Below are 26,781 nucleotides of genomic sequence, written 5' to 3'. Positions count from 1 at the left end.
ATTCCCCTTAGCTGGACAAGTTATTCAATTTCATGCGCATCAATGCTTGCAGCGCCTGAGAAGCGTTAGATTCGATGCCTTTGCTGTAGGCTTCACGTGCACCTTTGGTATCACCTTTTGCCAGCAAAACGTCACCACGGGTATCTTGCTGCATGGCTGTCCAACCGTCGCCCTTCACGCCATCCAACGTTTTCAGCGCTTCATCCAGCTTTTTCTCCTGCAACTGGACACGCGCCAGACGCAGATTAACCATCGACAACATATTGTCATCTTTGGCCTGGCCTTGAGCCAGAACCAATTGCTGCTGCGCTTTGGCAAAATCGTTTTGCCCAGCATAGTACTTCGCCAGTTCCAGAGCCGCCAATGCGCCATAGCTGTTGTCATTGGCTTGGATGAACTTCTGTGCAGCGGCAACGTCGCCTGGTTTACCCGCTGCCAATGCTTCGCTGGCTTGCTGATAAGATTGCGATGCTTCCATCATGTTGGAGTTTTGGTGGCTCTGCCAGTAACGCCAGCCGACCAGGGCACCAATACCGAGCACCACGCCCACCGCCAGTGCTTTACCGTTTTCGGTAAAGAACCGACGCAGTGCGTCAACTTGTTCGTTTTCAGTGGTATAGACTTCCACGGTGTCCTTCTCCTTAACCTAACATCATAGCCAGACGCGCAGCGACTTCGCTTTGCGCCAGCGTTTCTTGTTCACCACTGCGCAGGTCTTTCACTACCACCTGCTGCGTGGAAACTTCATTCTCACCCAAGATCAGTACGACGCGAGCGCCCCATTTATCAGCACGGGTGATTTGCTTTTTGAAGTTACCGCCGCCGTAGTTGGTCATTAGTTTCAATTGCGGTGCAGCATCACGTACGTGTTCTGCCAGTTGCATTGCTGCACTTTGTGTACCGGCACCGGAAGAAATCACATACACGTCGATGGTTGCTGGCGCTTTGAAGTCCGGGTTAACTGCTTGAACCAGCAGCACCAAACGCTCCAAGCCCATAGCAAAGCCGACCGCCGGTGTCGCACGACCGCCCAGTTGCTCAACCAAACCGTCATAACGACCGCCTGCACAAACCGTACCCTGTGCACCTAAGCTGGTGGTTACCCACTCAAACACCGTACGGTTGTAATAGTCCAGACCACGAACTAAGCGTTCATTAACGGTATATGGGATACCCGCTTGTGCCAAAAGTTCACATAGGCCAGCGAAATGCGCCTTGGACTCTTCATCTAAATATTCGGATAAACGCGGCGCGTCGTTCAGCAATTTCTGTACGTCTGGATTTTTCGAGTCCAGCACGCGCAGCGGGTTGCTGTACATCCGGCGCTTACAATCTTCATCCAACACTTCGACATGCTGTTCCAAGAACGCCACCAGCGCATCGCGGTAGTTAGCACGAGCCTCTAGCGAACCGATAGAGTTCAGCTCCAGATTCACGTGCTCGGAGATACCCAACGCTTTCCACCAGCGGGCTGTCAGCAAGATCAACTCAGCATCAATGTCTGGGCCTTGCAGACCAAACACTTCCGCACCCAGTTGATGGAATTGACGATAACGACCTTTCTGCGGACGCTCATAGCGGAACATCGGCCCGATATACCACAGACGCTGTTCCTGATTGTACAACAGACCATGCTCGATACCGGCGCGGACACAACCCGCCGTCCCTTCTGGACGCAGTGTCAGGCTTTCGCCGTTGCGATCCTCAAAGGTATACATCTCTTTTTCCACCACGTCGGTCACTTCACCGATGGCGCGTTTAAACAACGGGGTCTGTTCTACAATCGGTAACCGGATTTCGCTATAACCGTAGCCACTCAGCACCTGTTTGAGAGTGCCTTCGATACGCTGCCACAGCGCCGTTTCTTCCGGCAGGTAATCGTTCATGCCGCGAATGGCTTGAATATTCTTTGCCACGTGAGTTCTCTATCCGTTTTATATAAAAATGAACCCGATTATAGGGACTTTAGCCATCGTTATACAACGTGGTTTGCCCCTCGGGTTCATATAACCTTCATACTTCAAGCGGGATCCACGTCCCGCAGTTGGCTTTAATTTTCCAGATGATTAACTTCGATGCGGTTAGACTCGTCCAACATCGCAGCCTTGGCGCGGATCTTCGCTTCCAATTGGTCAATCATATCTTCGTTGTCAAAACGCTCTTTCTGACGCACGCCATCTTGGTAGAAACCACTCTTATTGTGGCCACCCGTGACGCCCAACGTAGACACTAATGCCTCACCCGGACCATTGACCACACAACCGATAATGGAAACATCCATTGGCGTAATGATGTCTTCCAAGCGTTGTTCTAGCGCGTTCACAGTGCCGATCACGTCAAACTCCTGACGTGAACAGGTCGGGCAGGCGATAAAGTTGATGCCGCGCGCGCGAATGCGTAAAGATTTCAGAATATCGAAGCCCACTTTCACTTCTTCTACCGGATCGGCAGCCAGTGAAATACGCAGGGTATCGCCGATACCTTCAGACAATAACAGACCCAAACCTACAGCCGATTTCACCGAACCACTGCGAGCACCACCGGCTTCGGTAATACCCAAATGCAGCGGTTGATCAATCTTTGCCGCCAACAGACGATAAGACTGCACAGCCAAGAACACATCGGAGGCTTTTACGCTGACTTTAAACTGGTCAAAATTAAGGCGATCGAGAATATCGACATGGCGCATCGCCGACTCGAGCAAGGCTTCAGGCGTTGGTTCGCCGTATTTTTCCTGAATATCTTTTTCCAATGAGCCGCCGTTGATACCAATGCGGATTGGGATATTCTTGTCGCGAGCACAATCAACGACTGAACGAATACGGGATTCGTTACCGATGTTACCTGGGTTGATACGCAGGCAATCTACGCCATATTCTGCAACCTGTAAGGCGATGCGGTAATCGAAGTGGATATCAGCAACCAGCGGCACGTTGACCTGTTGCTTGATCAACTTGAAAGCTTCTGCTGCATCCATCGTTGGAACAGAAACGCGGACGATATCAACGCCGACGCGCTCCAGTGCCTTAATTTGGTTAACCGTGGCTTCTACATCCGTGGTACGGGTGTTGGTCATCGATTGCACGGCAATCGGCGCCCCATCGCCAATAGGCACGTTACCGACGTAAATACGCTTTGATTTCCGACGGTTGATAGGAGACGGGTTATGCATTGATTAATTCTCCGTTGTTGCGACGACTTAACAACAATAACCGCGCATTACTGCGCGGCAACGGTCAGACGGGCAACTCGGTTTGACTTAACAAACCGGCTCAAATCCACCGGTTTACCTTGATATTGGATCTGTACGGCAGCGGGTGCACCAATTTTCAGTTTATAAGGCGCTGTACCTACCAAATTCAACTTGCCACCGTTTTGCTGCATACCGCTGAACAGCGTTTTACCATTCGCATCAGTAACTTCCAACCAACAATCGGCGGAGAAATCCATCACCAATGCATTAGGATCAACCGCTCCCGCAGCAACACCCGCTTCCGCCGTTGGCAGAGTTGGTTGAGCCGCTGGCGCAGTAGCATCAGGGATTGCAGCTTGGCTAGGAGCAACCACGGCTGGCTGTTGTGCCGTTTCAGCCCCCGTAGTGGCTGGCGCTGGCGTAACCGGTGCTGCTGGCTCACTAACGTTAGCCGCAGGTGCCGTACCGTTGTCAACCACTGACGCGCTGTGGTCTGGCGTGCTGGCGGCGGTATTATCGCCCAACGGGATCGACTGACCTTCGTTTTGTTGCGATAACTGAGCCGAGGATTGATCGGCCATAGTGGCGATTTCATCCTGTTGCGCTTTATGGTTTTGCCACCACCAAGCGCCGGTCAAACCGACCACCACAAAAACAATCAACCAGGTAAAACTCATTAGCCAACCGTCACGCTTCTTGCGACGTTTGCCCAATGAGAAACTCTGCATTGGTGCAACTTTGGACGCTTTCAGCGGCGCTTGCCCAATCAATACTTCTTCTTCTGGCACATGCACCAGTTTGGCGTAAGAACGGAGATAACCGCGTACAAAAGTCGAGGCGAGATCGGCCGAAACATTATCGTCCTCAATGTCGCGCACGGTAGAGATTTTTAGGCACAGGCGTTCTGCAACGGCCTGCTGAGTTAGCCCGAGTTTTTCACGGGCTTGACGCAGGCGCTCACCTGTCGTCATGGATACGGTATTATCTTGGGAGGCTTCAGTATTCATTAGCTAAGAACTGCTGGTACTGTTTAGATTGTGGAAAACTTCGCGCTAACTGTTTGCCATAACGTTGAACGTTATCTTGGCGGTCTGCTAACGCGGCGAAACGAATCTGTAACCATAAACTGTCGGCACTAGCCGGCAGAACATGCTGGTAAACATCCAATAAAAGTTGCGACTGTGCGCGTTTCCCTTCTTCAAACTGCTTGTCTGCCGTCACCAACAAAGGGACGCCTTTATCTGGGTCAACCTTCAAAGCGCGAGTTAATAAGCTACGAGCTTCATCATTTTGACCAGCTTTAAGGAAACAGTAACCTGCGTTTTCCAGGCTGTCAGCAACCTGACCATAATCCGGTGCCGTTGCTGCAGCGCTAAACTGCTGTTGTGCTGGTACATACTGCCCTAAACTACAAAGAAACGCACCGTAATTATTCAGTACCGTACCATTGTTTGGCGCAAGTTTAAGCGCTTGTTGATAACGCTGCTCAGCGGCACCGTTATCGCCTATTCGCTGTTCATAAAGCGCCATACCCAATTGAGTGCGGTAATCTTGTGGAGCAGCCTCTGCCGCGTTTTCCAGATTCTGCTTGGCCGCGGATAAATCCCCTTGAGTCAGGTATTCCAGCCCCAATTGCAACCTTGTCTGACCCACTTCTGTCGGCATATTTTGTTGTTCCGGTGTTGAACCCGAACAACCCGCCAACAGACCGCCTACCAGAACGATTGCTAGTTGCAAACTCCGCCCCGGCAGATTCAATCCCCACAGATTCAGCTTCATGCCTGCACTCATTTCCTTATCTGATGTTATCCGATTGCCGTATGGATTACTGCTCACATAACAGGCTGTTAGATAACAAAAAATCATGCTATAGAAATCAGACCGTCCGTACGTTGATAGGTTCCCCTGCCATTTTCTTTTTCAGAGTCCGCTTAGTACGGTCGATCACTTCCCCCGCTAACTGCCCACAGGCGGCATCAATATCATCACCGCGGGTTTTACGAACAATAGTCGTGAATCCGTATTCCATCAACACTTTGGAGAAACGATCGACGCGACTATTAGAACTACGGCCATAAGGAGCACCTGGGAACGGGTTCCAAGGGATCAGGTTAATCTTACATGGTGTGTCTTTCAGTACCTCAGCCAACTGGTGTGCATCGTCGGTACTGTCATTGATGTGATCCAGCATCACATACTCCACCGTAACTCGACCTTGGTTGGCGTTGGATTTTTCCAAATAACGACGCACTGACGCCAAGAAAGTTTCGATATTGTATTTACGGTTGATCGGGACTATCTCATCACGGATGGTATCGTTCGGCGCATGCAGCGAGATAGCCAACGCCACGTCGATCATATCGCCCAGTTTGTCCAACGCTGGCACTACACCAGAGGTCGACAAAGTGACACGACGTTTGGACAGACCAAAACCAAAATCGTCCAGCATGATTTCCATCGCGGGGACGACGTTATTCAGGTTCAGCAACGGTTCACCCATGCCCATCATCACCACGTTGGTGATCGGACGCTGGCCGGTCACTTTCATCGCACCGATGATTTTTGCCGCACGCCATACCTGACCAATAATTTCCGACACCCGCAGATTACGGTTAAAGCCCTGCTGCGCCGTTGAACAGAATTTACATTCCAGAGCACAACCTACCTGCGAGGAGACACACAACGTAGCTCGGTCGCCCTCCGGGATGTATACGGTTTCTACCTGTTGATCGCCCACCTTGATCGCCCATTTGATGGTGCCATCGGCTGAACGTTGTTCTTCTGCCACTTCTGGCGCACGGATCTCAGCGATATTCTGCAATTTTTGACGCAAGACCTTATTAATATCGGTCATTTGCTCAAAATCATCACAGCAATAGTGGTACATCCACTTCATTATCTGATCGGCGCGGAAAGGTTTTTCGCCCATGGCAGCGAAGAATTCACGCAATTGCTGACGATTCAGATCCAGCAGGTTAATTTTGGCCGTAGCCAGTTGTTCCGTTTTAACAGATTGATCAGTCAGCGAATTATTTTCAGGCATGTGGTGCTCGGGCGCGATGGGTTCTAACATAATGATCTCTGGCCTCGTTGTTACACGTTGCGGCGCTAAAGAATGGAAAGTAAGTGTGTTGTTAAAAACACTACTAGAAGTTAAAAAACTAAAAGTTAAAAACACGCCCCAGCTAAGTCGTCTTAACTGGGGCGCGGCATTGTACAAATTCTAGTAGCGGGTTTCCATGTCTGAAAGGTATTCAGGCTATTTTTATTGTTTCAGCCAGTGAATTCGCTTTTTCAGGCAAGAAACCATGCCAATTAACGTGAGCAGATTTCGCTATCAACGAAGAAATAAGCAATTTCACGCTTAGCGGAATCTTCTGAATCAGAACCGTGTACGGCGTTAGCCGTGAAGCTATCTGCATAGTCAGCACGCAGGGTACCCGCCAGCGCGTTGTCTGGGTTGGTCGCACCCATGATGTCACGGTTACGTTGGATAGCATTTTCCGCTTCCAGAACCTGCACCATAATTGGGCCAGAGGTCATAAACTCAACCAGACCGTCAAAGAATGGGCGGCCTTTATGTTCTGCGTAAAAACCTTCCGCTTGTTCGCGAGTCAGTTTCAACATTTTAGATGCAATGATTTTGAAACCCGCGCGCTCAAAACGGGCATAGATTGCGCCGATGTCGTTGTTAGCTACGGAGTTTGGTTTGATGATGGAAAAGGTACGTTGTACGGTCATGATGGCCTCTATCTAACTTCCAAAACGGGCCGGACTCATAGGTAGTGCCGGCCTTGATATATTCTCAATGCGGCGCAGATTATATGTGCAGTGCTAGACGTTGCCTATGGAAAAATCAACATTTCATTAAAAAAAATTTAGCGTAATTACTCATATTTCATTCCAAAGAAAAATTACGTACTGCGACCTGCCCACTTTCATCCAAAACGCTAAGTTGATAGCGCCCCGTTTCATGCAAACTTAGCAGTAAAGAATCACCTTCACCGACCAATTGCCCATTGAGGAACCACCAACGCTGCCCACTGCCGCCTTGGGTGGCAATACGCAACTCAACCGCGTTTTTACCCGGTAAACGACGCAGGGCAGCGCCATCACGCAGCCCTAACAATAACAGTGGCGGCGCTTCTTGTTGTAGCAACGGTGGGCATTGTTTATCTACTGGCGGCAACCGCTGGGCACGACGTTCTGCCATCGGTAACCAAGGTTCTAACGGCAATGGCCATAACATCAATTTACGCGCTTTGGCTCCCGGACAATCCGCCGCTACTCGCTGACCGCGATCGTTCAACCACAACAACGGTTGGTTACCCAAATGACTTTCTTGCCCCGGAGCAGATAAGGTTGGCGGGATAGTTCCATCGAGAACCCAACTCAAACGTCGTTGACGGCAATTATTGTCTCCCGCAGGTAACGGTTGCCCACCCGGCCAGCAGATCGCCCCACGGCTCACATTGACCGGTCGTGGATCGGCGGGAGTACCTTGCCCTTGTTGGCGTAACGATGCCAGCAGCAGGTTGTTAACTTGATTCATCAAGGGGACTGCAGTGGCAAAGCCGAATTGCCCCGCGACCGGTGTACCGTCTGGTCTGCCGACCCACACACCGATGGTGTATCGTGCGTTAACCCCAATCGACCAAGCATCGCGATAGCCATAGCTAGTACCGGTTTTCCAAGCCAGTGGTACATTGGTGGGCAAGACTTCGTCCGGTAACGGTCGGGCTTCTCCTGCCAAAATACGGCGCACTATCCACGCCGAGCCCGGAGATAACAGCTGACGACCCTGCAACCGATCTTGTGGCGTGAAACGCAGCGGAGCAACTCTACCCTGCCGTGCTAAAGCGCTAAAGCCCATTACCAGTTGATCCAACCGCGCGCCCGTACCACCGAGGATCACCGCTAGACTAGGTTCCGCATGAGCGGGTAGACGTAACTCAATCCCCACATTACGTAAATTGGCGGTGAAACGTTTTGGCCCGTAGGCTTCCAGTAACTGCACTGCTGGTAAATTCAACGAACGACTCAACGCTTCACTGGCACTGACCGGCCCATGAAAACCGGTATCAAAATTACCGGGGCGATAATCGCCAAAACGACGCGGCACGTCTTGCAACAATGATTCGGCATGGATCAAACCCTCATCCAGCGCCATGCCATAAAGAAAGGGTTTGAGCGTCGAGCCCGGCGAACGCCACGCTGAAATCATATCTACATGACCGAAACGACTATTGTCGGTAAAATCCAACGAACCTAAATAAGCCCGTACTTTCATGTCGGTATGATCAACCACCAACACTCCCACCGAGGTTTTCTCCGGCAATTGACTTTTCCAACCGCGCGCCAACTCTTCTAAGTGCCGTTGCAAGTTAGCGTCCAAAGTCGTGGTCACAATTTGCCGCTGATTCCCCTGTGTCATTCGCCGTGCTAACAAAGGAGCCAACTGTGGCACCTGACGTGGCGCTAGCCAGATTTCTTCCTGTTGAATTTCAGCCACCTGTTCCGGTGACCACACCTGATAATAAGCCAAGCGTTCCAAGACTTTATCTCGCGCCACTTTGGCTCGCTCAGGGTAACGATCGGGGCGCAGACGGCTCGGTGCCTGTGGCAATACCGCCAACAACGCCGCATCGGCGCGCGTCAACTCCGACGGAGGTTTGCCAAGATAGGTCCAACTCGCGGCACCAATCCCCTGCAAAGTTCCGCCATAAGGGGCACGATTAAGGTAAATTTCTAGAATCTGATCTTTCGACAAATGCCATTCAAGCTGCACCGTGCGCCACACTTGTCGCAGTTTCCCCGTCAATGTGCGCGGGTGAGGATCGATTAACCGTGCGACCTGCATCGACAACGTACTGCCACCGGAAACAATCTGTCCATTGCTCAGATCCTGCCAAGCAGCACGCATTAAAGATAACGGATTGATACCGGGATGGCGGAAGAACCAGCGATCTTCATAAGTCAGCAACGCTTGTAGGTAATAGGGTGAAACCTGTTGCAAGCTGACCGGATAGCGCCATACCCCTTCGCTATCGGCATAGCGCCACAACGGCGTGCCATTTTCTGCCACTACCACACGCGCCATCTGCGCTTCGGTCAGTGGCAACGGCCACCACCGATCGGCTAGCCACAGCAACAGTGGTGGCAGGCAAAAAGCCAGCAGCCAAAAGTGCCAACGGCGACGCAGATGAGTGAGAAGTTTATTCATAACAGAAGCGTATCAACTTGCCCCGCTCTAGTCAGACAACCAGAACGGGGCCAAGTGATTATTTACCGATGGTCAATTGAGCAGGGGTTTCCCCGGTAGCGCGCCAAGCGGGAACATACATTGATTCCACCTGCGGCGCTGGCACCAGATAAGTGCCCGGTGTTACCGCACGAGCCAAATACAACAAGGTCGTCGGACGATAACCATCCACATTCACTGCCGCAACATAGCGATCGTCACGGAACTCCTGATGCTTGATCTCCGCTTGTTGCATGTCCTGCAGCAGTTCGGTCACGCTGCTGGCGCTTTCCCCCAAGCTGGCACTGCTATCACCTAGGTTTTGGTTTTCCAGCTCCAATCCAGCCGGGAGCAGATCGACCACCAACGCATCAGGAACATGTTGATCGGCAGAAACCGTCAGATGCACCAAAATCAGTTGACCACTTTTCAGTGAATCCAACGCCACTGGTTTGCCATCCAACCCAAGGAACTCACGGCGCACCTTCAATACATTACTGTTCGGTGCACTCGCCTGTTGCGGATACCCCACCAAATCAAAGCGGCTGTACAACGTGCTGTTACCGGTATTGCTCAGTTGCACTCCTGTCGCCAACTTGTCGGCGGTCAGACTCTGGGTCAGCGCTTTATCACCAGAAAGATTACCTTGCTCGGTCTGAGCTTGCCACTGTGGCTCCGCTGTACCAATCATATTACGCGCCGCCAGGAACAATGAATTGCTTTCCTGAGTGGATAGATAACGCAGCCCATTAAGCTCACTGGACAAGGCCAACAAACGTTGATCGCGCACCGCTGGCAGCAAGTTGTTTTCGGTCAGCAACGCCAGAATCAATGAGTCATCACGAATTTGGCTACCGTAATCCTCCAACCAGTAATCTTTACCGTTTCGCTGTGTTGTCAACCCTTGTTCGATCGCCTGATTAGCGCGTGGCATATCACCCATCAGTTTGAGCGCAACACCCAATTGCACTAACGGCAAACCAGAACGGCTGTCGGCGCGGCGCTCATACAACTGACGCAGTGCCCCCAACGATGCTTTTTGCTGACGTGCTAATACCAATCCCGCATAGGCTTGTACCGCAAAGCGGGTGTGATCCGGGTATTGGCTGTACGCCACATCAATCTGATTACGATCCTGCAAATAACGTTGCAGACGGTTATTGGCTTTAGTCAGTGCCTCGGCTGGCACCGCGTAATTTTGCTCGCTAGCACGTACCAAGAAGTCGGTCGCGTAAGCGGTTAGCCAGAACTCTTCCTGACTATCGCGACTCCACAAACCAAATCCACCATTGAAACGCTGCATACTGAGCAAGTGTTCAATACCCGCATCAATGCTCTGACGTCGATTCTCATCGGTGCCCGTTTTGATGCCCAACGCCGTCAACTGTGCACGGTTGGTATACAACGATGGGAACAACCCACTGGCCGTTTGCTCCAAGCAACCGTACGGATAGGCATACAGCTCACTGATGTAACGCGCCAGATTGATTGGTGGACGACTGGTCAACAACCATTGTCCTTCCGCGGTACTCGCTACCAGCCCCGCCATGGCATCCGTTGGCAAGCTCCAACTTTCGCCAGCGTGAACGACCGCAGAGAACTGACGAGTTTCCGCCGGATACGCCGGACGCACACCAATCTTCCAGTTACGTTGGTAATTTTTTAGCGTTTCGCCCGGCAGCGCTAAACCACTCACCGTCAACGCAACTTCTCCCTGCCCAAACCCGTCCAAAGCTTTTACCGGTATTAACAGCGTGGTGCGTTCACCATTGGCTAACGTCACTTGTTGATCGGAAGAACCTTGCAAAGCAACCAAACCATTAGCGACGAGTTTCACCGCCAACGTCTGCGGTTGACCGGAAAGGTTACTGACATCTAGCGCCAATTGTGAGCTATCGCCTCCCGCCATAAAGCGCGGCGTGGCCAATTCCGCTACCACTGGCGCAGCAACCACCACTTTACTTTCGGCTTGACCGAAATCTTCGTCGCTCCATGCCTGCGCCATCAAACGCAGTTCGCCGTTAAATTCCGGGATAGCCAGTTGGATCGTGCCTTCGCCATTGACATCCAACACGACAGGTTGCGCCTGTTGCGCCACGATGGTCACTTCGGTGATCGGTTTTTTACCCCCGCGTGACAGCGCATCATCTTCACCACCGTCACCGCCGTAACGCAGATTGGCTAAACGTCCTTTACCTTCAATCAGTTGACCGTAAACATCATATTGATCGGCGCTGTAACGTTTACGACCAAAGAACGCTTGGTACGGATCTGGCGTGGCGTAATCGGTAATGCTCAAGATGCCGCTATCAACCGCCGACAACAGTACATTGATTTGCTTCGGTAACTCGCCGCCGGTACGAGCGGCTTTCACTTTCACCGTCAACGTCTGGTTCGGACGCATCCGCTGTGGTGCATCTAGGGTTAACGCCAGTTTGCGGTTTTCATCCACTAACGGCAGATGCAACAAACCCACTGCGCGTTTTGGCGTCGATTGCAATTGTTTGTCACCGGGACGGATCACCAATGCACTGAGGTAGAGATCGTGACGTTTCCATTCCTGATTAATGGGCACTTCAACATCCATGCCTTTTTCCGGCACATCCACCTCTTGCCACCACAGTGGACCGTCGCTGGACTCAACTAAAACATAACCTTTACCGGCCGCCGGAGCTTCTATGTGCAGTTTCACTTTTTCGCCCGGTTTATAAGCCGGTTTATCCAGTTTCAACTTCACCTGATCCGGTCGTACTGCGCCGCTGCCATCGGTGTTATCTTGCCAGCTATAACCCGCCCAGAAGCGCAGGCTGCTCAGTAGATTATTTTTAGGATCAACCACTTCGATGCGGTAAGAGCCCCACTCAACCGGGAAAGTCACCTTGCTGCTACCGTTAGCGGCAATATCTAGGTTTTGCTCCGCCAGCATCAGATCTTTTTTATCGTACAGCGACTGCCAACCTTCGCCTTCCGACCACTGCCAATAGTAATCACGACGTTCACGGATCAATCGTGCTTTTAAACCGTTAGCCGCCAGTTTTTCCCCGTTGGCATTGGCATAAACCACGTCGAAGCTGGCTTGAGAGTTCTCATCCACCATCGGTTGTGATTGGTAATCGTTGCTGCGATAGTCGTAAATCTGCTGTTTGTTGAACAATGGACGAATACCGGGTAACGCATCGGCAGGCCAAATCATCTGTTCAGCACGACGCGTCACCGGACGCCCACCAGACTCCAGCAGGCTAGCTTGTAAAATGGCTTTTAACGGCGATTTCACTTCGGCCCAAGTGCTGTCGACTTCAATCTGAGTTTTTCCCGCGTTATCCAATGCTTGGTCAAACTCATCCATGTTGCGCGACAGTGACTCCTCCATCACGGAACCAAATTCATAGCCCGGTAGGCTCGTTACCGCTTCACGCAATGGACGTAGGAATACCTGCCCTTGCAAGCGGTTGCCAGAAGCGGGAGCACCATATAAATAGCGACCGCTGATATCAAATACCAATTGATCATCTGGCTTCAGTGGCGTTTTGCTGGCGCTAATCTCTAACGCCATACGTTCTGGTAAAAAGTCTTCAACTTTGAATTCGTAACGGCGTGCTTGGTTATCACCCAGATTAAAACGCAGCGCCCAGTTACCGGTTGGCCCTTCTTGCGGGATCAAATATTGGTATTGATACAGGCCGTTTTGCGGTTGCCAGACAAAGCTACGTGCTACTTGATCGTCCGGCTTGATAATGTCGACTTTCACTGGCTGCGCAGGCAAAGGCTTACCATCGGCATCGCGCAGCAGGCCGTTGATGATTAGCGTCTCACCCGGCCGGTACAGATCGCGTGGGCCAAACGCAAAGAACTGTTTGCTATAGCCTTCTGGGCCAGCAATATCAAACTCGGTCAGATCCAGTGCCGCCGTATTGAGATCGAGCAAGCTGGTTTGCCCTTGTTGAGTCGCTAGCAGTAGTTTGGCCTTATCGCTTTTAGCGAGCTGCGCATGACCTTGCTTATCGGTGGTCGCTTGCGCCAATGTCTGGCCTTTTTCATCTAACAAGCGCAACTCGACCGCACCTAATGCCGCGCCATTCTCCAAACCTTGGGTAAAGACATCCAAGCGATCGTGATAGCTATGCAGCGATACACCGATGTCGCTGAGGGTAAATAAGGTTGCCGGATTGGTGTAACTGTAGTGTCCCGCCTGCTGCATCACCGCCAAATAAACGCCTGGCTTTTGCAAAGCTTCAATACTATTGAGTGGTAATAGAATGCGTTCACGAGTGTTACGCGCAGGGTTCAGATCGAAACGACCGCTGTAGACCAGTTCGGCCATTTTTAGCAGATCGTCAGACTCCCAACTGGTCATCGCGCTGCGATAGCGCCATTCAGTCAGAAACGCGGGTAAAGAATCGGTTTTAATCCGGAAGAAGTTAACGTCAACGTTATCAACATTAAGCGCCATTACCGGTAAACCTTGAGCCAGTTTGGTCGGCAACAATGAACCTTTACTGGCGAAACCGACGCTAGGTTTAATATCACGCGTGGTGATGGTTTGCTGTTGTTGTTCAGCCAGTTCCGCCCCATTCACCGCTTTTACGCCTGCTTCGATGGTCAGCACCACCTTGCGGTTAGGTTGCAAATGCCGCAAACGTAATTCCATCAGGTTGTCGGAAAGCTCCCAAGCACCGTCAATCTTGCCATTTACGCTATCGACCAAATGCACTCGTGCGGCGAAGTCCTGATTCGGGTCCAATGGCACCGAGAATGTCAGCACCATCGCGCTGGCACCCTCCAATTGCAATTCCGAGGCATCCAGCAGCGTCAGGGGTTTACCCGCATCACGCTTTGCTAACTCAGCCAAAGTTGCAGCATCTAGTTTCTTCGCTGGTGCTGGTGAACTACGGGTTTGCTCTGCAGCAGAGTTTATAGGTGGGGCTGTATTTGTCTCATCACAGGCGGAGAGAAACATCACCCCCACAGCTAATAACATTCCCTGACAAAGCTTTTTGCCATTTGTGAATACCTTCGCAGTACATGGTTCCATCGTTTAACTCCCTGGCACAGTAAGATGACCTGAGTGACGTACTATCCGCATAACCGATAATGATAACAGGGCTATTTTACGAAGTTGCGAAATATTTCTATATTTTTCGATGTGATTTAATTGATGTTGGTTTTTATCTAGGCCTGGTGGGTAGGGCTTTCCCAGATGAACAATACTTACCGTAAATAGCTGGATGCATAACCAGATATTTGACGGTATAGCTCTATGATTCAAGCCGTGGTTAGAATGCTGGCGGGCGCTTGAGACTTTCTGTTTCAAGCCCATAGGGAGATGTAAGAAGATAGGATGTAAAAGGTAAGATGCAGAAAGAAGAAAGCCCCAAACTGACTATTAATCAGAATGAGGCTTACCACCATGCATCAACACCATGATGGTAGTCTCTTAACCGCAGAAATGCAATGGAGAGCTAACATGATGCGAAAACTGTTTTTACCAGGTTTTACAGTTGGTTGTATAACCTTTTTGGTATTCATCTGGCTGATACGTGGCTCACTCTGTGAGTTCACATTTAAGCAGGGAGGAACAGAGGTCGCAGCCATGTTTATCTGCAACATTGAACGGTAAGTGACCACCAGCGGCGGGGTTCGCCCCGCCTGTTTGGTGTGAGGGCAATGGTTTCTTTAGCGCCCCTTTTTAGAGTTAGCCAGCCTTTCGGGGCTGGCACTCTTTATTAGCTCTTATCCGTTGAAGGAATGATATTGCGCAGCCAACTGCCCCAGCGACGTTGGTAGAACGGTTGGGTATGGTTGATCAGATAATGACTGATACCACGCTCCTGTTCCGAGACCAGACAGAAATCGACCGGATCATCGTTAGGTGCTGTTTCACTGGCAACGCTCCCCGCTTCATTAATCAGACTTTCAATTTCCGCCGGTTCAGCTTCCACCTCCAAACCAATCAACAAATTAGGCTTTTCATCCGCCGATTTATCATGCATCAGCGCCAAAAATGCGCGACGCACAGGCTTACGTTGGCTGAATAATGTGGTCAAAGCATCCACCATCGCTGCCGGATATTCTTCTGGTTGTCCCAGTAAGATTTGAGTGTCTTTATCAACGTAGTGCTCAGCCGGTTTCACCACGCCGCCGGTTGCCAGCAGCATTGCGACTTCTTCAGGGAAAAACTCTTTTCCGTATTCCGCTTTTGGATTGAGGAACAGTTCTGCCCCTTGGGTTATTTCAAACAATACACGCGCAGGCAAAGCAATAAATGGCTGTTCCCCTTCTACCGCTTTTTGCAACATCTCTAACGAGGAAAAGAACGGAACAACGCTGTTACCATCCTGTTTTTCCCAATGTTGGATGTTTACTGGCGTATCGGCATTAAGCGTAATTTCGCCCTGCTGTTGTACCTGTTCGCTATCGCCCAAAATATAAACTGTGGCATCGAGCAGTTCGCGGAAAAATGCCGGGCGATGAGCGACCTCACTGACAGCCAGCTTCAATAAACGCTCAAGTTCGTTTTCGCCGGGAATGGCATCGTGGTGATGGGAACCCATGGTCTACTCCACTTACTCAAATAGATTAAGGGTTCGACATTCGTCGAACCCTCATAGTCAATCATACAACGACACAATGATTACTGTGCTTTACTCAGTAACAGATTCGCCAGAGCGCGAACCCCCAACCCAGTCGCACCGGCAGACCACTGCTCTACCGCACCTTTGCGATAAGTTGCAGAACAGTCGATATGCAGCCAACCCTGTTGGTAATTTTTAACAAAGTGCGACAAGAAAGCCGCTGCCGTGCTAGCCCCCGCCGTGTGAGACGGAGCCGCTACGTTGTTCAATTCAGCAAAGTTAGACGGCAGTTGGCTACGGTGGAACTCGGCCAATGGCAGACGCCAGAAAGGTTCGAGCTCTGCTTCGGCACTCACCAGCAGTTCTTGCGCTAATGCATCGTCAAAGCTGAACAGAGAGTGGTAATCGTTGCCCACCGCTGTTTTCGCCGCACCGGTCAGCGTTGCGCAGTCGATGATCAATTGTGGATTTTGCTCGGCGGCGTCAATCAAACCATCGGCCAAAACCAGACGCCCTTCCGCATCGGTGTTCATCACTTCAACGGTTTTACCATTGCGATAGCGAATAATGTCGCCCAGTTTGAAAGCATTGCCACTCACCATGTTGTCGGCGCAGCACAGATACAGTTTCACACGTTGTTTCAGGCCACGAGCCGCCGCCATTGCCAAAGCACCGGTGATGGTCGCAGCACCACCCATATCGGACTTCATTGAGTCCATAAAGGCGCTCTGTTTCAGGCTGTAGCCACCGGAGTCAAAGGTGATGCCTTTACCCACCAAACACGCAAATACTGGCGCATCGGGATTACCAGTCGGGTTGAAATCCAATGCCAACAATACCGGCGGACGTTCAGAACCACGGCCAACGGTATGAATACCGGCATAACCTTGCTCACGCAGATCTTCACCTTTAGTGATACGGTAGCTCACGGCATCACAGCCGACATCACACATCAAATCGACAGCGCGGGTTGCCAATTGCTCTGGCCCCAGTTCTTCCGCTGGCATATTGATGGTGTCACGGACCCAGTCAACAATTTTCAGGCGCTGTTCCAACTCTTGGCGTTCTGCCTCTGGCAGTTCCGCCCATTCGACACTACGTTTGCCCTTTGGCCCACGGAACCCCTGCCAGAACGCCCAGCTTTGCTCCAGTCCCCAGCCATCGCCAGACAGCTTAACGCTCTTAATACCTTGCCCGTCGATTTTACGTGCAGCGCGTTGAATAGCACCGAGCTTGCCGTTACCGAGCAGGTGAACGGTGATACCTTCGCTGTTGCTGCTCAGCAACGCTTTCTCGCCCCAACGGGCATCGGCAGGTTCATGGGATAGCGTGATGTTCATCAGTTCTGTTGTCATAGCTTACTTACTCCGGATTATTCTTCTATTAATCATGTCGGATACAAATTAAACGGGCCGCCCAAGGCAGCCCATTATGCTATTTACTCTGCTTCATCTAACCAGACCAGCAGGATCGCTTCCAGTATTTTTTCATTGGAAGCCTGCGGATCGTCGTCGAATTCTTCCAAATCGCAAATCCACTGATGCATATCAGTAAAGCGCACGGTTTTCGGATCGGTATCGGGGTATTGATCGTACAGGGCTTCGCCGATTGCACGGCTGTCAGTCCACTTCAGTCCCATTATTATCCCTCACGTGCGTGGTTAACGGTATAGCGTGGCATCTCTACTATCAAATCTTCATCGGTGACTTTGGCTTGGCAGCTTAGACGGCTTTCTGGCTCTAGCCCCCAAGCTTTATCCAGCATGTCATCTTCCAGTTCGCTGCTTTCGGCGAGGGAATCAAAACCTTCACGCACGATGCAGTGACAAGTGGTGCAAGCGCAGGATTTCTCGCAGGCATGCTCAATTTCAATTCCGTTACGCAATGCGACGTCGAGGATGGTCTCCCCTACTTCCGCTTCCAGTACTGCCCCCTCCGGGCATAAATCTTGATGGGGCAGGAAAACAATCTTCGGCATGGTTAAACCTCGTCCACAGAATGGCCAGCCAGCGCGCGGCGAATGGACTCGTCCATGCGGCGTGCGGCAAAATCTTGCGTTGTTGCATCTAATGTTTTTATCGCGTCTTCGATAGTCGCAGGTTCAGTACCTTGCACCGCCTGTTGCAAAGCGGCCATCGCGCTATCGATCGCCTGACGTTCATCTTCACTCAGTAACGCGGCATCGCTTGCCAACGCACCTTGCAAGCTTTCCAGTACGCGCGAGGCTTCCACTCGCTGCTCTGCCAATTTGCGCGCACCGATATCGCTTTGTGCGTTCTTCATTGAATCCGTAATCATGCCAGCGATTTCGTCATCGGACAGACCGTAAGACGGTTTCACCTGAATGGAGGCTTCAACACCGGTGGATTTTTCCATCGCGGTAACGCTCAACAACCCATCGGCATCAACTTGGAAAGTCACACGAATATGCGCACCACCAGCAGGCAGTGGCGGCAAACCACGCAGTGAAAAACGTGCCAGCGAACGGCAGTCTTGCACCAGTTCGCGCTCGCCTTGCAGCACGTGAATCATCATGCCTGTCTGGCCGTCTTTGAAGGTGGTGAACTCCTGCGCACGCGCCACGGGAATGGTGGTGTTACGCGGGATCACTTTTTCAACCAGTCCGCCCATAGTTTCCAAACCGAGCGACAGCGGGATCACATCCAGCAGCAACATGTCGCTATCAGGCTTATTACCCACCAAAATATCGGCTTGGATCGCGGCACCAACGGCAACCACTTTGTCTGGATCGATCGATGTCAGCGGCGTGCGGCCAAAGAACTGACCCACTTGCTCACGCACCAACGGCACACGAGTCGAGCCACCCACCATCACCACTTCCAGCACTTCTTCTGCGCTGACACCTGCATCTTTCAATGCACGACGGCAAGCCATCAAAGTGCGTTTAACCAGTGTGGCGATCAGGCTTTCGAACAGTTCACGAGTAACGATCCCTTGCCAACCCGCCACCTTGACTGTGGTAGAGTCCGCATCACTCAGGGCAATTTTGGCACTAATGGCAGCATCCAGCAGTTGGCGTTGCACGCCATGATCGCTGCGATCGTTCACACCAGCCTGCTCGCGTAACCAATCAGCTAGCAGATGATCGAAATCGTCACCACCCAGCGCCGAATCGCCGCCAGTCGCCAGCACTTCGAAGACACCACGGCTTAAACGCAAGATAGAAATATCAAAGGTGCCGCCGCCCAGATCGTAAACCGCGATCACACCTTCCTGACCAGAATCCAGCCCATAGGCAATCGCGGCTGCGGTCGGTTCATTCAACAGACGTAATACGTGTAAGCCCGCCAGACGCGCAGCGTCTTTGGTGCCTTGGCGTTGAGCGTCATCGAAGTAAGCCGGAACGGTGATCACCACGCCATCCAATTCGCCTTCTAACGCGGCTTTCGCACGAGTGGCAAGCGCGTTAAGGATATCGGCAGAGACGCCGACTGGGTTAACTAACCCGGTCGCGGTAGCAATTAACGGCAAGCCGTTATCACTGGCTTGGAACTGATAAGGCAGGTTTGGGTAACGTTGCTGCACGTCTGCCAGCGAACGACCCATCATGCGTTTGATGGAACTGACGGTGTTGGCCGGATCTTGTGCCGCCTGCGCGCGTGCCGCCCAACCGACCTGCAATCCTTCACGCTGATAATGCACCACTGAAGGTAATAAATGGCGACCTTCAGCATCGGCCAGCGTTTCCGCCTGACCACTACGCACGGTCGCGACCAGTGAGTTGGTGGTGCCTAAATCAATACCAACGGCCAAGCGGCGTTGATGTGGCGCGGCGCTGAGGCCAGGCTCACTAATTTGTAATAAGGCCATGTATAGATGCTTCCAAAATCAGAAATTACTCAAAACCCAGCAGTTTTTCTTCGAGTTGTTCAACCTGTTGCTGGAGTTTGTCCAAAAAGCGTAATTTGCGCACGGTATCCGCGGCTTGTGACCATTGCTGATTACCCAGCTCTTGCACCATTTGGCTGCTGCGCTGCTTAACAGCGCGATTCAAACGATCAGCAAAAGCCGCGAGGGCACTTTCATCCGCTTTACAACCAATGGCGTCTAGCTCTTCGCGCAATTCCAACTGTTCCATCAGGAATGCCGTATCACGCATCGTGTGCTGCTCATTACCCAGATCAAAACCGTGCAAAGATAACATATACTCGGCACGTTTTAACGGATGCTTCAGCGCTTGGTAGGCTTGATTGATGGTGGCGGCCTGCTGTACTGCCATCAGACGCTCACGTTCGGGTTGATTGGCAAAGCGGTCGGGGTGGAATTGGCGTTGCAGATCCTGAAAGCGGGATGCAAGTAGATTGCCGTCGAGGAAATAACTCACGGGCAACCCGAATAAAGTAAAGTAATCCATAGCGTGCTCTGGCGTTATCGCGATGATTGAGGTTCCCCCGCGTTACACGGGGGAGCACGATGGCGTGTCAGACGTTGAAGCTTTCGCCGCAGCCACACTCGCTTGAGACGTTCGGGTTGTTGAACTTGAAGCCTTCATTCAGGCCTTCTTTTACGAAATCAAGTTCGGTGCCATCAAGATAGACCAGACTTTTACCGTCGATAATTACCTTGACGCCTTTGTCTTCAAACACGATGTCGTCATCGTTCATGTCGTCAACAAATTCCAACACATACGCCATCCCGGAACAGCCAGAAGTTCTCACTCCCAGACGCAGGCCGAGACCTTTACCGCGGTTATCCAGAAAAGCCCGGACGCGTTGCGCAGCGCTGTCACTCATACTTATTGACATAACAACCTCACTCGAATCCCCTTTATCTTTCAAGTTGCCACCTAGCCGCACCTTGAAATCTATTGGGGATAAACTTTCAAAAAATTATTTGGCGCTGTGCTTACTCTTGTAGTCGGCGATGGCTGCTTTGATGGCGTCTTCTGCCAAAATTGAGCAGTGGATCTTAACCGGCGGTAGCTCCAGTTCTTCGGCGATTTGGGTATTTTTGATCGCTTGCGCCTGATCCAGAGATTTGCCTTTCATCCACTCAGTAACTAACGAGCTGGAAGCAATAGCAGAACCACAACCGTAAGTTTTGAAGCGCGCATCTTCAATGATGCCCTCTTCATTAACCTTGATTTGCAGTTTCATCACGTCGCCACAGGCGGGGGCACCCACCATGCCGCTACCTACGGTTGGATCTTCGTTGTCGAAGGAACCCACGTTACGTGGATTTTCATAATGATCGATTACTTTTTCGCTGTAAGCCATGTCGTTGCTCCTGAATCCTGAGAATTAATGATGTGCCCATTCGATGCTGTTGATATCCACGCCCTGCTTGAACATTTCCCACAGAGGAGAAAGATCGCGCAGACGACCAATGGATTTACGCACCAGTTGAATGGTGTAATCGATCTCTTCTTCAGTGGTGAAGCGTCCCAGAGAGAAACGGATCGAGCTGTGCGCCAATTCATCACTCATTCCCTGCGCACGCAGTACGTAGGAAGGCTCCAGGCTGGCAGAAGTACAGGCAGAACCGGAGGAAACGGCCAGATCTTTCAATGCCATGATCAACGACTCACCTTCAACATAGTTAAAGCTGACGTTGAGAATGTTCGGTGCGCCATGCTCCAGTGAGCCGTTCAGATACACTTCTTCCATATCTTTCACGCCGTCCCACAGACGGTTACGCAGCGTGCTCAGACGCGCCATTTCGCTCGCCATTTCTTCTTTGGCAATGCGGTAGGCTTCGCCCATGCCGACTATCTGATGCACTGGCAGCGTACCAGAACGCATACCGCGCTCATGACCACCACCGTGAATTTGTGCTTCGATGCGAATACGTGGCTTGCGACGGACATACAGCGCGCCGATGCCTTTCGGGCCATAGATTTTATGACCGGAGAACGACATCAGATCCACTTTCAGCTTGCTCAGATCGATAGGCAATTTGCCCACGCTCTGGGTTGCATCAACGTGGTAAATAATACCGCGTGCGCGGCACATTTCACCGATAGCTTCGATGTCCTGCACAACGCCGATTTCGTTGTTAACATGCATGATAGAAACCAAAATAGTGTCTTCACGCAATGCGGCTTCCAGCGCTTGCAGATCAATGATGCCATTGCTCTGCGGTGCCAGATAAGTCACTTCGAAACCTTCACGTTCGAGCTGGCGACAGGTATCCAGCACCGCTTTATGTTCGGTTTTGCTGGTGATGATGTGCTTGCCTTTTTTCTGATAGAAATTGGCTGCACCTTTGATCGCCAGGTTGTCGGACTCGGTTGCCCCAGAAGTGAACACGATCTCACGCGGATCGGCACCCACCAGCTCGGCAATTTGGTTACGAGCGATATCCACCGCTTCTTCCGCTTGCCACCCGAAACGGTGGGAACGGGAAGCCGGGTTACCGAAAGTTCCGTCCAAGGTCAAGCACTGCATCATCTTCTCAGCAACACGCGGATCGACAGGCGTAGTCGCTGAGTAGTCCAGATAAATCGGTAATTTCATTGCTCTTGTACTCCGTACATCACTTCCAAAAACGAAAATATCCGTCGTCCTTCAAATTGCCTCTGTGTTGGCTGCGTTCACTCACCCCAGTCACATAGTTATCTATGCTCCGGGGGACTCTTTCACTTGCCGCCTTGATGCAACTTGAATGACTTTGTATATAAAATATCGTCAGCTGCTTATGCGCGCAGATTAACGTTGATCGTTTCTTGCTGACGACCGTTGGCCGTGCGGCGCGTATCGTTATTCTGACGGTCAGCCACATCCAGCACTTCCTGGTTGTTTACCAGTTCGGCCAGCGTAATGTTGTTCAGGAATCCACTGATGCGCTCGCTCAGATCGCGCCACAAGGTATGGGTCAGGCAACGATCGCCGCCCTGACAGCCTTCTTTACCTTGGCAACGGGTTGCATCAACAGATTCATCGACAGCAGTAATCACTTCACCTACGGCGATTTCACCGGCGCTTTTGCCCAGTAGATAACCACCGCCCGGCCCACGCACACTAGACACTAGGCCATTCTTGCGCAGGCGAGAGAATAATTGTTCCAGATAAGAGAGCGAGATACCCTGGCGCTCAGAAATATCCGCCAGTGGAACAGGCCCTTCCTGGGAGTGCAATGCCACGTCGAGCATAGCGGTTACGGCATAACGGCCTTTTGATGTCAGTCTCATAGCTAAATGGTTACCTGTTGGTGAAACATGGCCGGAAGTCTGACATTCCCGAGTAAATCAGTCAACTATTTAACCAACCAATTTACTCAAGTATTAGCACGTTTTGTAGGGCACATTATATAACTGCAATCGACGTCGACAATATAATGAATAACTCATCTATTACTTATTACTTTTCTCTATAGAAGAAAGCATTCCGCGCAGGATATTAAGCTCTTGAGCTTCAGGGCGAGCCCGCGCATACAGGCGGCGCAAGCGGCTCATTATCTGCCCTGGATGTGCCGGACGGATAAAGCCAGTATTTTGCAACGTTTGTTCTAGATGTTGATAGAAACGCTCAAGATCGTCTGCCAGCGGGTATTCCACTTCGTCGGTCAACTGCGGAACACCAGCTTGTTGGCGATCGAGATAGGCAACACGCACTTCATAAGCCAGAATCTGTACCGCCATCGCTAAATTCAGCGAGCTGTAATCTGGGTTGGCTGGAATAGCGACATGATAATGGCATTTCTGCAATTCATCATTGGTTAAACCAACGCGTTCACGACCAAATACCAACGCCACTGGCCCTTTTTCGCCTTCATGTACGGCACGGACCCCGCATTCACGCGGTTCCAGCATTGGCCAAGGCAAAGTGCGCGAACGTGCGCTGGTGCCGACCACCAGACTACAACCGGCAATGGCCTCATCGAAAGTGTCAACCAGAGTGGCGTTGCCAATCACATCGCTGGCACCTGCAGCCAAAGCGATAGCTTGAGAATCGGGTTTGATCAGTGGGTTAACCAGATAAAGGTTGGTTAATCCCATCGTTTTCATGGCTCTAGCAGTCGAGCCCATGTTACCGGTATGGGAGGTTTCTACCAAAACAATGCGGATATTGTGCAGCATACAAACTCTAAGCGTAGCGGAAAATCGCAGTATCTTAGCACAGACCGCTAGCCAAAATCATTCGAGATACCGTGAAGGGCATTAGGTATTTTAAAGAATGCCTGCTATACTCCGCGCCGTTTCCTGTTCTTTAACATCCTAGTGGAAGATACCCATGCATCCGATGCTGACTATCGCCATACGCGCTGCGCGTAAGGCCGGTAACCTAATTGCCAAAAACTACGAGACCCCGGACGCTGTAGAAGCGAGCCAAAAAGGGACTAACGACTTTGTTACCAACGTCGATCGCGATGCAGAGCATCTGATTATCGATGTCATCCGTAAATCTTACCCGCAACACACTATCATCAGTGAAGAATGCGGTGAGCTTGTCGGTGAAGATCAGGATGTACAATGGGTGATCGATCCACTGGATGGCACTTCAAACTTCATCAAACGTTTCCCACACTTCTCTGTTTCTATCGCCGTGCGCATTAAAGGCCGCACCGAAGTCGCTGTGGTTTACGATCCAATGCGTAACGAACTGTTCACCGCCACTCGCGGTCAGGGCGCACAGCTCAACGGTTACCGTCTGCGCGGCACCAATGCTAAAGATCTGGACGGCACCATTTTGGCGACTGGCTTCCCATTCAAAGTAAAACAGCATGCTCCGGCTTACATCAATCTGGTTGGCAAGCTGTTCACCCAATGTGCAGATTTTCGTCGCACCGGTTCCGCGGCGCTGGATCTGGCCTATGTGGCCGCAGGTCGCGTTGACGGTTTCTTCGAGATCGGCCTGAAGCCGTGGGATTTCGCCGCAGGTGAATTGCTGGTGCGTGAGTCTGGTGGTTTGGTGACTGACTTCGTTGGCGGCCATAACCACTTGAGCTCTGGCAATGTGGTTGCTGGCAACCCGCGCGTAGTCAAAGCGCTGTTGTCGACGATGCGTGAAGAGTTGAGCGAAGCGCTGAAGCGTTAATCCTCAAATTGAATTTAAAAGGCGTTGCCAATTCGTTGGCAGCGCCTTTTTTATATCAACGAGCGAATGGCCTGATGCCGCTACCAAATTCAGGTTGCGCGCTGGCATACAATAGCACCCCGGCGAACAGCAGAATCAATCCTCCTGCCAATGCAAGCGATCCCCAAGCCATTGCACTCCAAACCGCTGGCGCACGCGAACGGCTAATACGAACCGCCAAACGACGGCTGTAATGCACAAATAACGCTAATAAAGAAATGGTCAACGAAGTGCCTAGTGCCATCGCCAAGGCAGAAATCACACCCCATACAAAGACACCGATCACTTTCGAAAACAACAGCACCAAGATGGCCCCAGAGCAGGGCCGCATCCCCATTGCTAGCACGATCGCCACGCGAGTACGCCAATCATTCCCCGCCTGTAATTCACTGTCGCTCGGCAAATGTCGATGGCCACAACCACAGTTGTCACTATGCACATGATCGGCAGCTAACGGTTTCAAACTGTTGATACGCAACGCCGGAGCGGGTTTCATCGCCTTAATCGCCAAATACAAACGTTTCAGCGCCCGCCAGGTCAGCAGCAATCCCAGCAACATCACCAGAATGAAACTGCCCTTCTCCAGCCAGAAACTACTTTGGTGTAATTGACGGGTCGAAAGCTGCAACACCACCAGCACCAACGTCACCAAGGCAATCGCCACCAGTCCTTGCACTAATGAAGCCGCGAAAGTTAATTTCAGGCTGCTTTTCAAACGTGCCGGATGCGTCGCCAAATAGGTAGCGATCACCACTTTACCGTGACCGGGGCCGAGCGCGTGCAAAATGCCGTAACCCAAACTGAACAGCATCAGCGTCACCCCAGCCTGCTGCGGAGCCGCTTTCACTTGCTGTAATAGTTCAGCCATTTCTTGATGCAACGTTTTCTGCCACACCACACTTTGCAGCAAGATTTGTGGCCAAAATTGCCATACCTGCTGCGCCACAAACGCCATCACAATAATGAACAGCAGCAACGGCCACAGCCCCATCAGCCAATGGTAATTCCGCGTTGGATGAGGATTGAAATTTACTGACATTGCAACGTCACCCGCTGGGCAAACTGCTGCCCAAGCGCCATATCCTCACCGGGTGAGTCATTTTTATCGAGAGACAACGCATAAGCCTGCATCGAAGCATCAGGTTTGGGCGTGACTAACTTGAATTTGCACTGCTTTGCCATTTCAGGTGGCAAGTGCAACGCATTTTGATTTTGATAGCTCATATCAACAAAGTAAGTCGGATCATAAGTGGAAATGTCAAATGGCTTGCCCGCTAATGGCTGCGCCTCGGCAAGTGGCAGCACAAACTCCAGTACCGCCTGATTTCCTTGACGAGAGAGCTGATATTCAGTCGGCAAGTTAAGATATTTCACCGCTTTACCGTCGCGATAAATATCGGTGAAATAATGTTGCCCCAACACGTTAGCCATCACTTCCGCCGCCAGTTTTTTCCACACTTCAGAATCGCTTTTGGCGTTTTCGGCGTCATACAACAGATCGGCTGACGTAATCGGGTCCATCACCCAAACCATTTTTAGTCCAACCAATTTGTTGTTCTGCGCGACAAACGTGGTGTTCATATCAATAAAACTGTGTGGATGAGCGGCAACATTCGCGCTGAATAACGCCAGAAAACCCACCAGCAAACCTGCAAATTTCATCATCAAGGAGACTCTTAACTGTTATAACATAACGAACACGATGAATAAATCGCAGCATAACTGTGACGAAAGTTATAAG

Annotated in this window: 24 protein-coding genes; 2 read left to right on the top strand and 22 right to left on the bottom strand. The window is 51.3% G+C overall.

What is annotated here, in order from left to right; translation table 11 throughout:
- Nucleotides 1-7: 7 nt before the first annotated feature.
- The 9 genes from AC3ISQ_RS06465 to AC3ISQ_RS06425 all read right to left on the bottom strand — a co-directional run bounded on the left by AC3ISQ_RS06465 (nucleotide 8) and on the right by AC3ISQ_RS06425 (nucleotide 14,466).
- Complete coding sequence (locus AC3ISQ_RS06465; RefSeq protein WP_489351610.1) at nucleotides 8-628, bottom strand: YfgM family protein; 621 nt, start codon at nucleotides 626-628, stop codon at nucleotides 8-10.
- 13 nt (nucleotides 629-641) lie between these two features.
- On the bottom strand, nucleotides 642-1,916 hold the full coding sequence (gene hisS, locus AC3ISQ_RS06460) for a histidine--tRNA ligase (RefSeq protein WP_489351608.1): 1,275 nt from the start codon (nucleotides 1,914-1,916) through the stop codon (nucleotides 642-644).
- Nucleotides 1,917-2,050: 134 nt separating this feature from the next.
- Complete coding sequence (gene ispG, locus AC3ISQ_RS06455) at nucleotides 2,051-3,172, bottom strand: flavodoxin-dependent (E)-4-hydroxy-3-methylbut-2-enyl-diphosphate synthase (RefSeq protein ID WP_489351606.1); 1,122 nt, start codon at nucleotides 3,170-3,172, stop codon at nucleotides 2,051-2,053.
- A gap of 47 nt (nucleotides 3,173-3,219) precedes the next feature.
- Nucleotides 3,220-4,200 carry a cytoskeleton protein RodZ gene (gene rodZ, locus AC3ISQ_RS06450; protein WP_489351604.1) on the bottom strand — a complete coding sequence of 327 codons (981 nt, stop codon included), beginning with the start codon at nucleotides 4,198-4,200 and terminating at the stop codon, nucleotides 3,220-3,222.
- Entirely contained in the window at nucleotides 4,190-4,972 is a 783-nt protein-coding gene (gene pilW / locus AC3ISQ_RS06445) for a type IV pilus biogenesis/stability protein PilW (protein WP_489351602.1), read from the bottom strand. Before pilW ends, rodZ begins: the two co-directional genes overlap by 11 nt.
- A gap of 97 nt (nucleotides 4,973-5,069) precedes the next feature.
- Nucleotides 5,070-6,266: a dual-specificity RNA methyltransferase RlmN gene (rlmN, locus tag AC3ISQ_RS06440; protein WP_489351600.1), complete on the bottom strand. Its 1,197-nt coding sequence runs from the start codon at nucleotides 6,264-6,266 to the stop codon at nucleotides 5,070-5,072.
- Nucleotides 6,267-6,508: 242 nt separating this feature from the next.
- Nucleotides 6,509-6,934, bottom strand: a complete 426-nt coding sequence (ndk, locus tag AC3ISQ_RS06435) for a nucleoside-diphosphate kinase (RefSeq protein ID WP_489351598.1) — start codon at nucleotides 6,932-6,934, stop codon at nucleotides 6,509-6,511.
- 157 nt (nucleotides 6,935-7,091) lie between these two features.
- Nucleotides 7,092-9,416, bottom strand: coding sequence for a peptidoglycan glycosyltransferase PbpC (pbpC, locus tag AC3ISQ_RS06430; protein ID WP_489351596.1), 2,325 nt, complete (start codon nucleotides 9,414-9,416; stop codon nucleotides 7,092-7,094).
- Nucleotides 9,417-9,474: 58 nt separating this feature from the next.
- On the bottom strand, nucleotides 9,475-14,466 hold the full coding sequence (locus AC3ISQ_RS06425) for an alpha-2-macroglobulin family protein (RefSeq protein WP_489351594.1): 4,992 nt from the start codon (nucleotides 14,464-14,466) through the stop codon (nucleotides 9,475-9,477).
- 360 nt (nucleotides 14,467-14,826) lie between these two features.
- Here AC3ISQ_RS06425 and AC3ISQ_RS06420 point away from each other — a divergent pair, with 360 nt between their 5' ends.
- On the top strand, nucleotides 14,827-15,051 hold the full coding sequence (locus AC3ISQ_RS06420; protein ID WP_489351592.1) for a Hok/Gef family protein: 225 nt from the start codon (nucleotides 14,827-14,829) through the stop codon (nucleotides 15,049-15,051).
- Nucleotides 15,052-15,157: 106 nt separating this feature from the next.
- Here the strand turns inward: AC3ISQ_RS06420 and sseB are convergent, their stop codons facing one another.
- The 11 genes from sseB to trmJ all read right to left on the bottom strand — a co-directional run bounded on the left by sseB (nucleotide 15,158) and on the right by trmJ (nucleotide 24,043).
- On the bottom strand, nucleotides 15,158-15,985 hold the full coding sequence (sseB, locus tag AC3ISQ_RS06415) for an enhanced serine sensitivity protein SseB (RefSeq protein ID WP_489351590.1): 828 nt from the start codon (nucleotides 15,983-15,985) through the stop codon (nucleotides 15,158-15,160).
- 80 nt (nucleotides 15,986-16,065) lie between these two features.
- Nucleotides 16,066-17,361, bottom strand: a complete 1,296-nt coding sequence (gene pepB / locus AC3ISQ_RS06410) for an aminopeptidase PepB (RefSeq protein ID WP_489351589.1) — start codon at nucleotides 17,359-17,361, stop codon at nucleotides 16,066-16,068.
- 83 nt (nucleotides 17,362-17,444) lie between these two features.
- Complete coding sequence (gene iscX / locus AC3ISQ_RS06405; protein ID WP_489351587.1) at nucleotides 17,445-17,645, bottom strand: Fe-S cluster assembly protein IscX; 201 nt, start codon at nucleotides 17,643-17,645, stop codon at nucleotides 17,445-17,447.
- Nucleotides 17,646-17,647: 2 nt separating this feature from the next.
- Nucleotides 17,648-17,983 (bottom strand): ISC system 2Fe-2S type ferredoxin, encoded by a 336-nt coding sequence (fdx, locus tag AC3ISQ_RS06400; protein WP_489351585.1) that lies wholly within the window; start codon nucleotides 17,981-17,983, stop codon nucleotides 17,648-17,650.
- A 2-nt stretch (nucleotides 17,984-17,985) separates the two neighbouring features.
- Nucleotides 17,986-19,836: a Fe-S protein assembly chaperone HscA gene (hscA, locus tag AC3ISQ_RS06395; RefSeq protein WP_489351583.1), complete on the bottom strand. Its 1,851-nt coding sequence runs from the start codon at nucleotides 19,834-19,836 to the stop codon at nucleotides 17,986-17,988.
- Nucleotides 19,837-19,861: 25 nt separating this feature from the next.
- On the bottom strand, nucleotides 19,862-20,380 hold the full coding sequence (gene hscB / locus AC3ISQ_RS06390; RefSeq protein ID WP_489351581.1) for a co-chaperone HscB: 519 nt from the start codon (nucleotides 20,378-20,380) through the stop codon (nucleotides 19,862-19,864).
- Between the two features lie 67 nt (nucleotides 20,381-20,447).
- Nucleotides 20,448-20,771 (bottom strand): iron-sulfur cluster assembly protein IscA, encoded by a 324-nt coding sequence (gene iscA / locus AC3ISQ_RS06385; protein WP_489351579.1) that lies wholly within the window; start codon nucleotides 20,769-20,771, stop codon nucleotides 20,448-20,450.
- Between the two features lie 84 nt (nucleotides 20,772-20,855).
- A complete protein-coding gene (iscU, locus tag AC3ISQ_RS06380; RefSeq protein ID WP_489351577.1) occupies nucleotides 20,856-21,242 on the bottom strand; it encodes a Fe-S cluster assembly scaffold IscU in 387 nt (128 codons plus the stop codon).
- A 24-nt stretch (nucleotides 21,243-21,266) separates the two neighbouring features.
- Nucleotides 21,267-22,481 (bottom strand): IscS subfamily cysteine desulfurase, encoded by a 1,215-nt coding sequence (locus AC3ISQ_RS06375; RefSeq protein ID WP_489351575.1) that lies wholly within the window; start codon nucleotides 22,479-22,481, stop codon nucleotides 21,267-21,269.
- 179 nt (nucleotides 22,482-22,660) lie between these two features.
- Nucleotides 22,661-23,155 (bottom strand): Fe-S cluster assembly transcriptional regulator IscR, encoded by a 495-nt coding sequence (iscR, locus tag AC3ISQ_RS06370; protein ID WP_489351574.1) that lies wholly within the window; start codon nucleotides 23,153-23,155, stop codon nucleotides 22,661-22,663.
- A 162-nt stretch (nucleotides 23,156-23,317) separates the two neighbouring features.
- Nucleotides 23,318-24,043, bottom strand: coding sequence for a tRNA (cytosine(32)/uridine(32)-2'-O)-methyltransferase TrmJ (gene trmJ, locus AC3ISQ_RS06365; RefSeq protein ID WP_489351572.1), 726 nt, complete (start codon nucleotides 24,041-24,043; stop codon nucleotides 23,318-23,320).
- Between the two features lie 154 nt (nucleotides 24,044-24,197).
- On the opposite strand from trmJ, the gene suhB reads away from it, so the two are divergent.
- Entirely contained in the window at nucleotides 24,198-25,001 is an 804-nt protein-coding gene (gene suhB, locus AC3ISQ_RS06360; protein WP_489351570.1) for an inositol-1-monophosphatase, read from the top strand.
- A gap of 55 nt (nucleotides 25,002-25,056) precedes the next feature.
- Here suhB and AC3ISQ_RS06355 read toward each other — a convergent pair whose 3' ends face one another.
- Together AC3ISQ_RS06355 and AC3ISQ_RS06350 are read right to left on the bottom strand one after the other, a co-directional pair.
- Nucleotides 25,057-26,079, bottom strand: a complete 1,023-nt coding sequence (locus tag AC3ISQ_RS06355; protein ID WP_489351569.1) for a nickel/cobalt transporter — start codon at nucleotides 26,077-26,079, stop codon at nucleotides 25,057-25,059.
- Nucleotides 26,070-26,705, bottom strand: a complete 636-nt coding sequence (locus tag AC3ISQ_RS06350) for a DUF1007 family protein (RefSeq protein WP_489351568.1) — start codon at nucleotides 26,703-26,705, stop codon at nucleotides 26,070-26,072. Before AC3ISQ_RS06350 ends, AC3ISQ_RS06355 begins: the two co-directional genes overlap by 10 nt.
- Nucleotides 26,706-26,781 lie beyond the last annotated feature (76 nt).

This window comes from Serratia sp. KH_031, from assembly GCF_057839655.1.
This window is presented reverse-complemented; position numbering and strand designations above follow the sequence as displayed.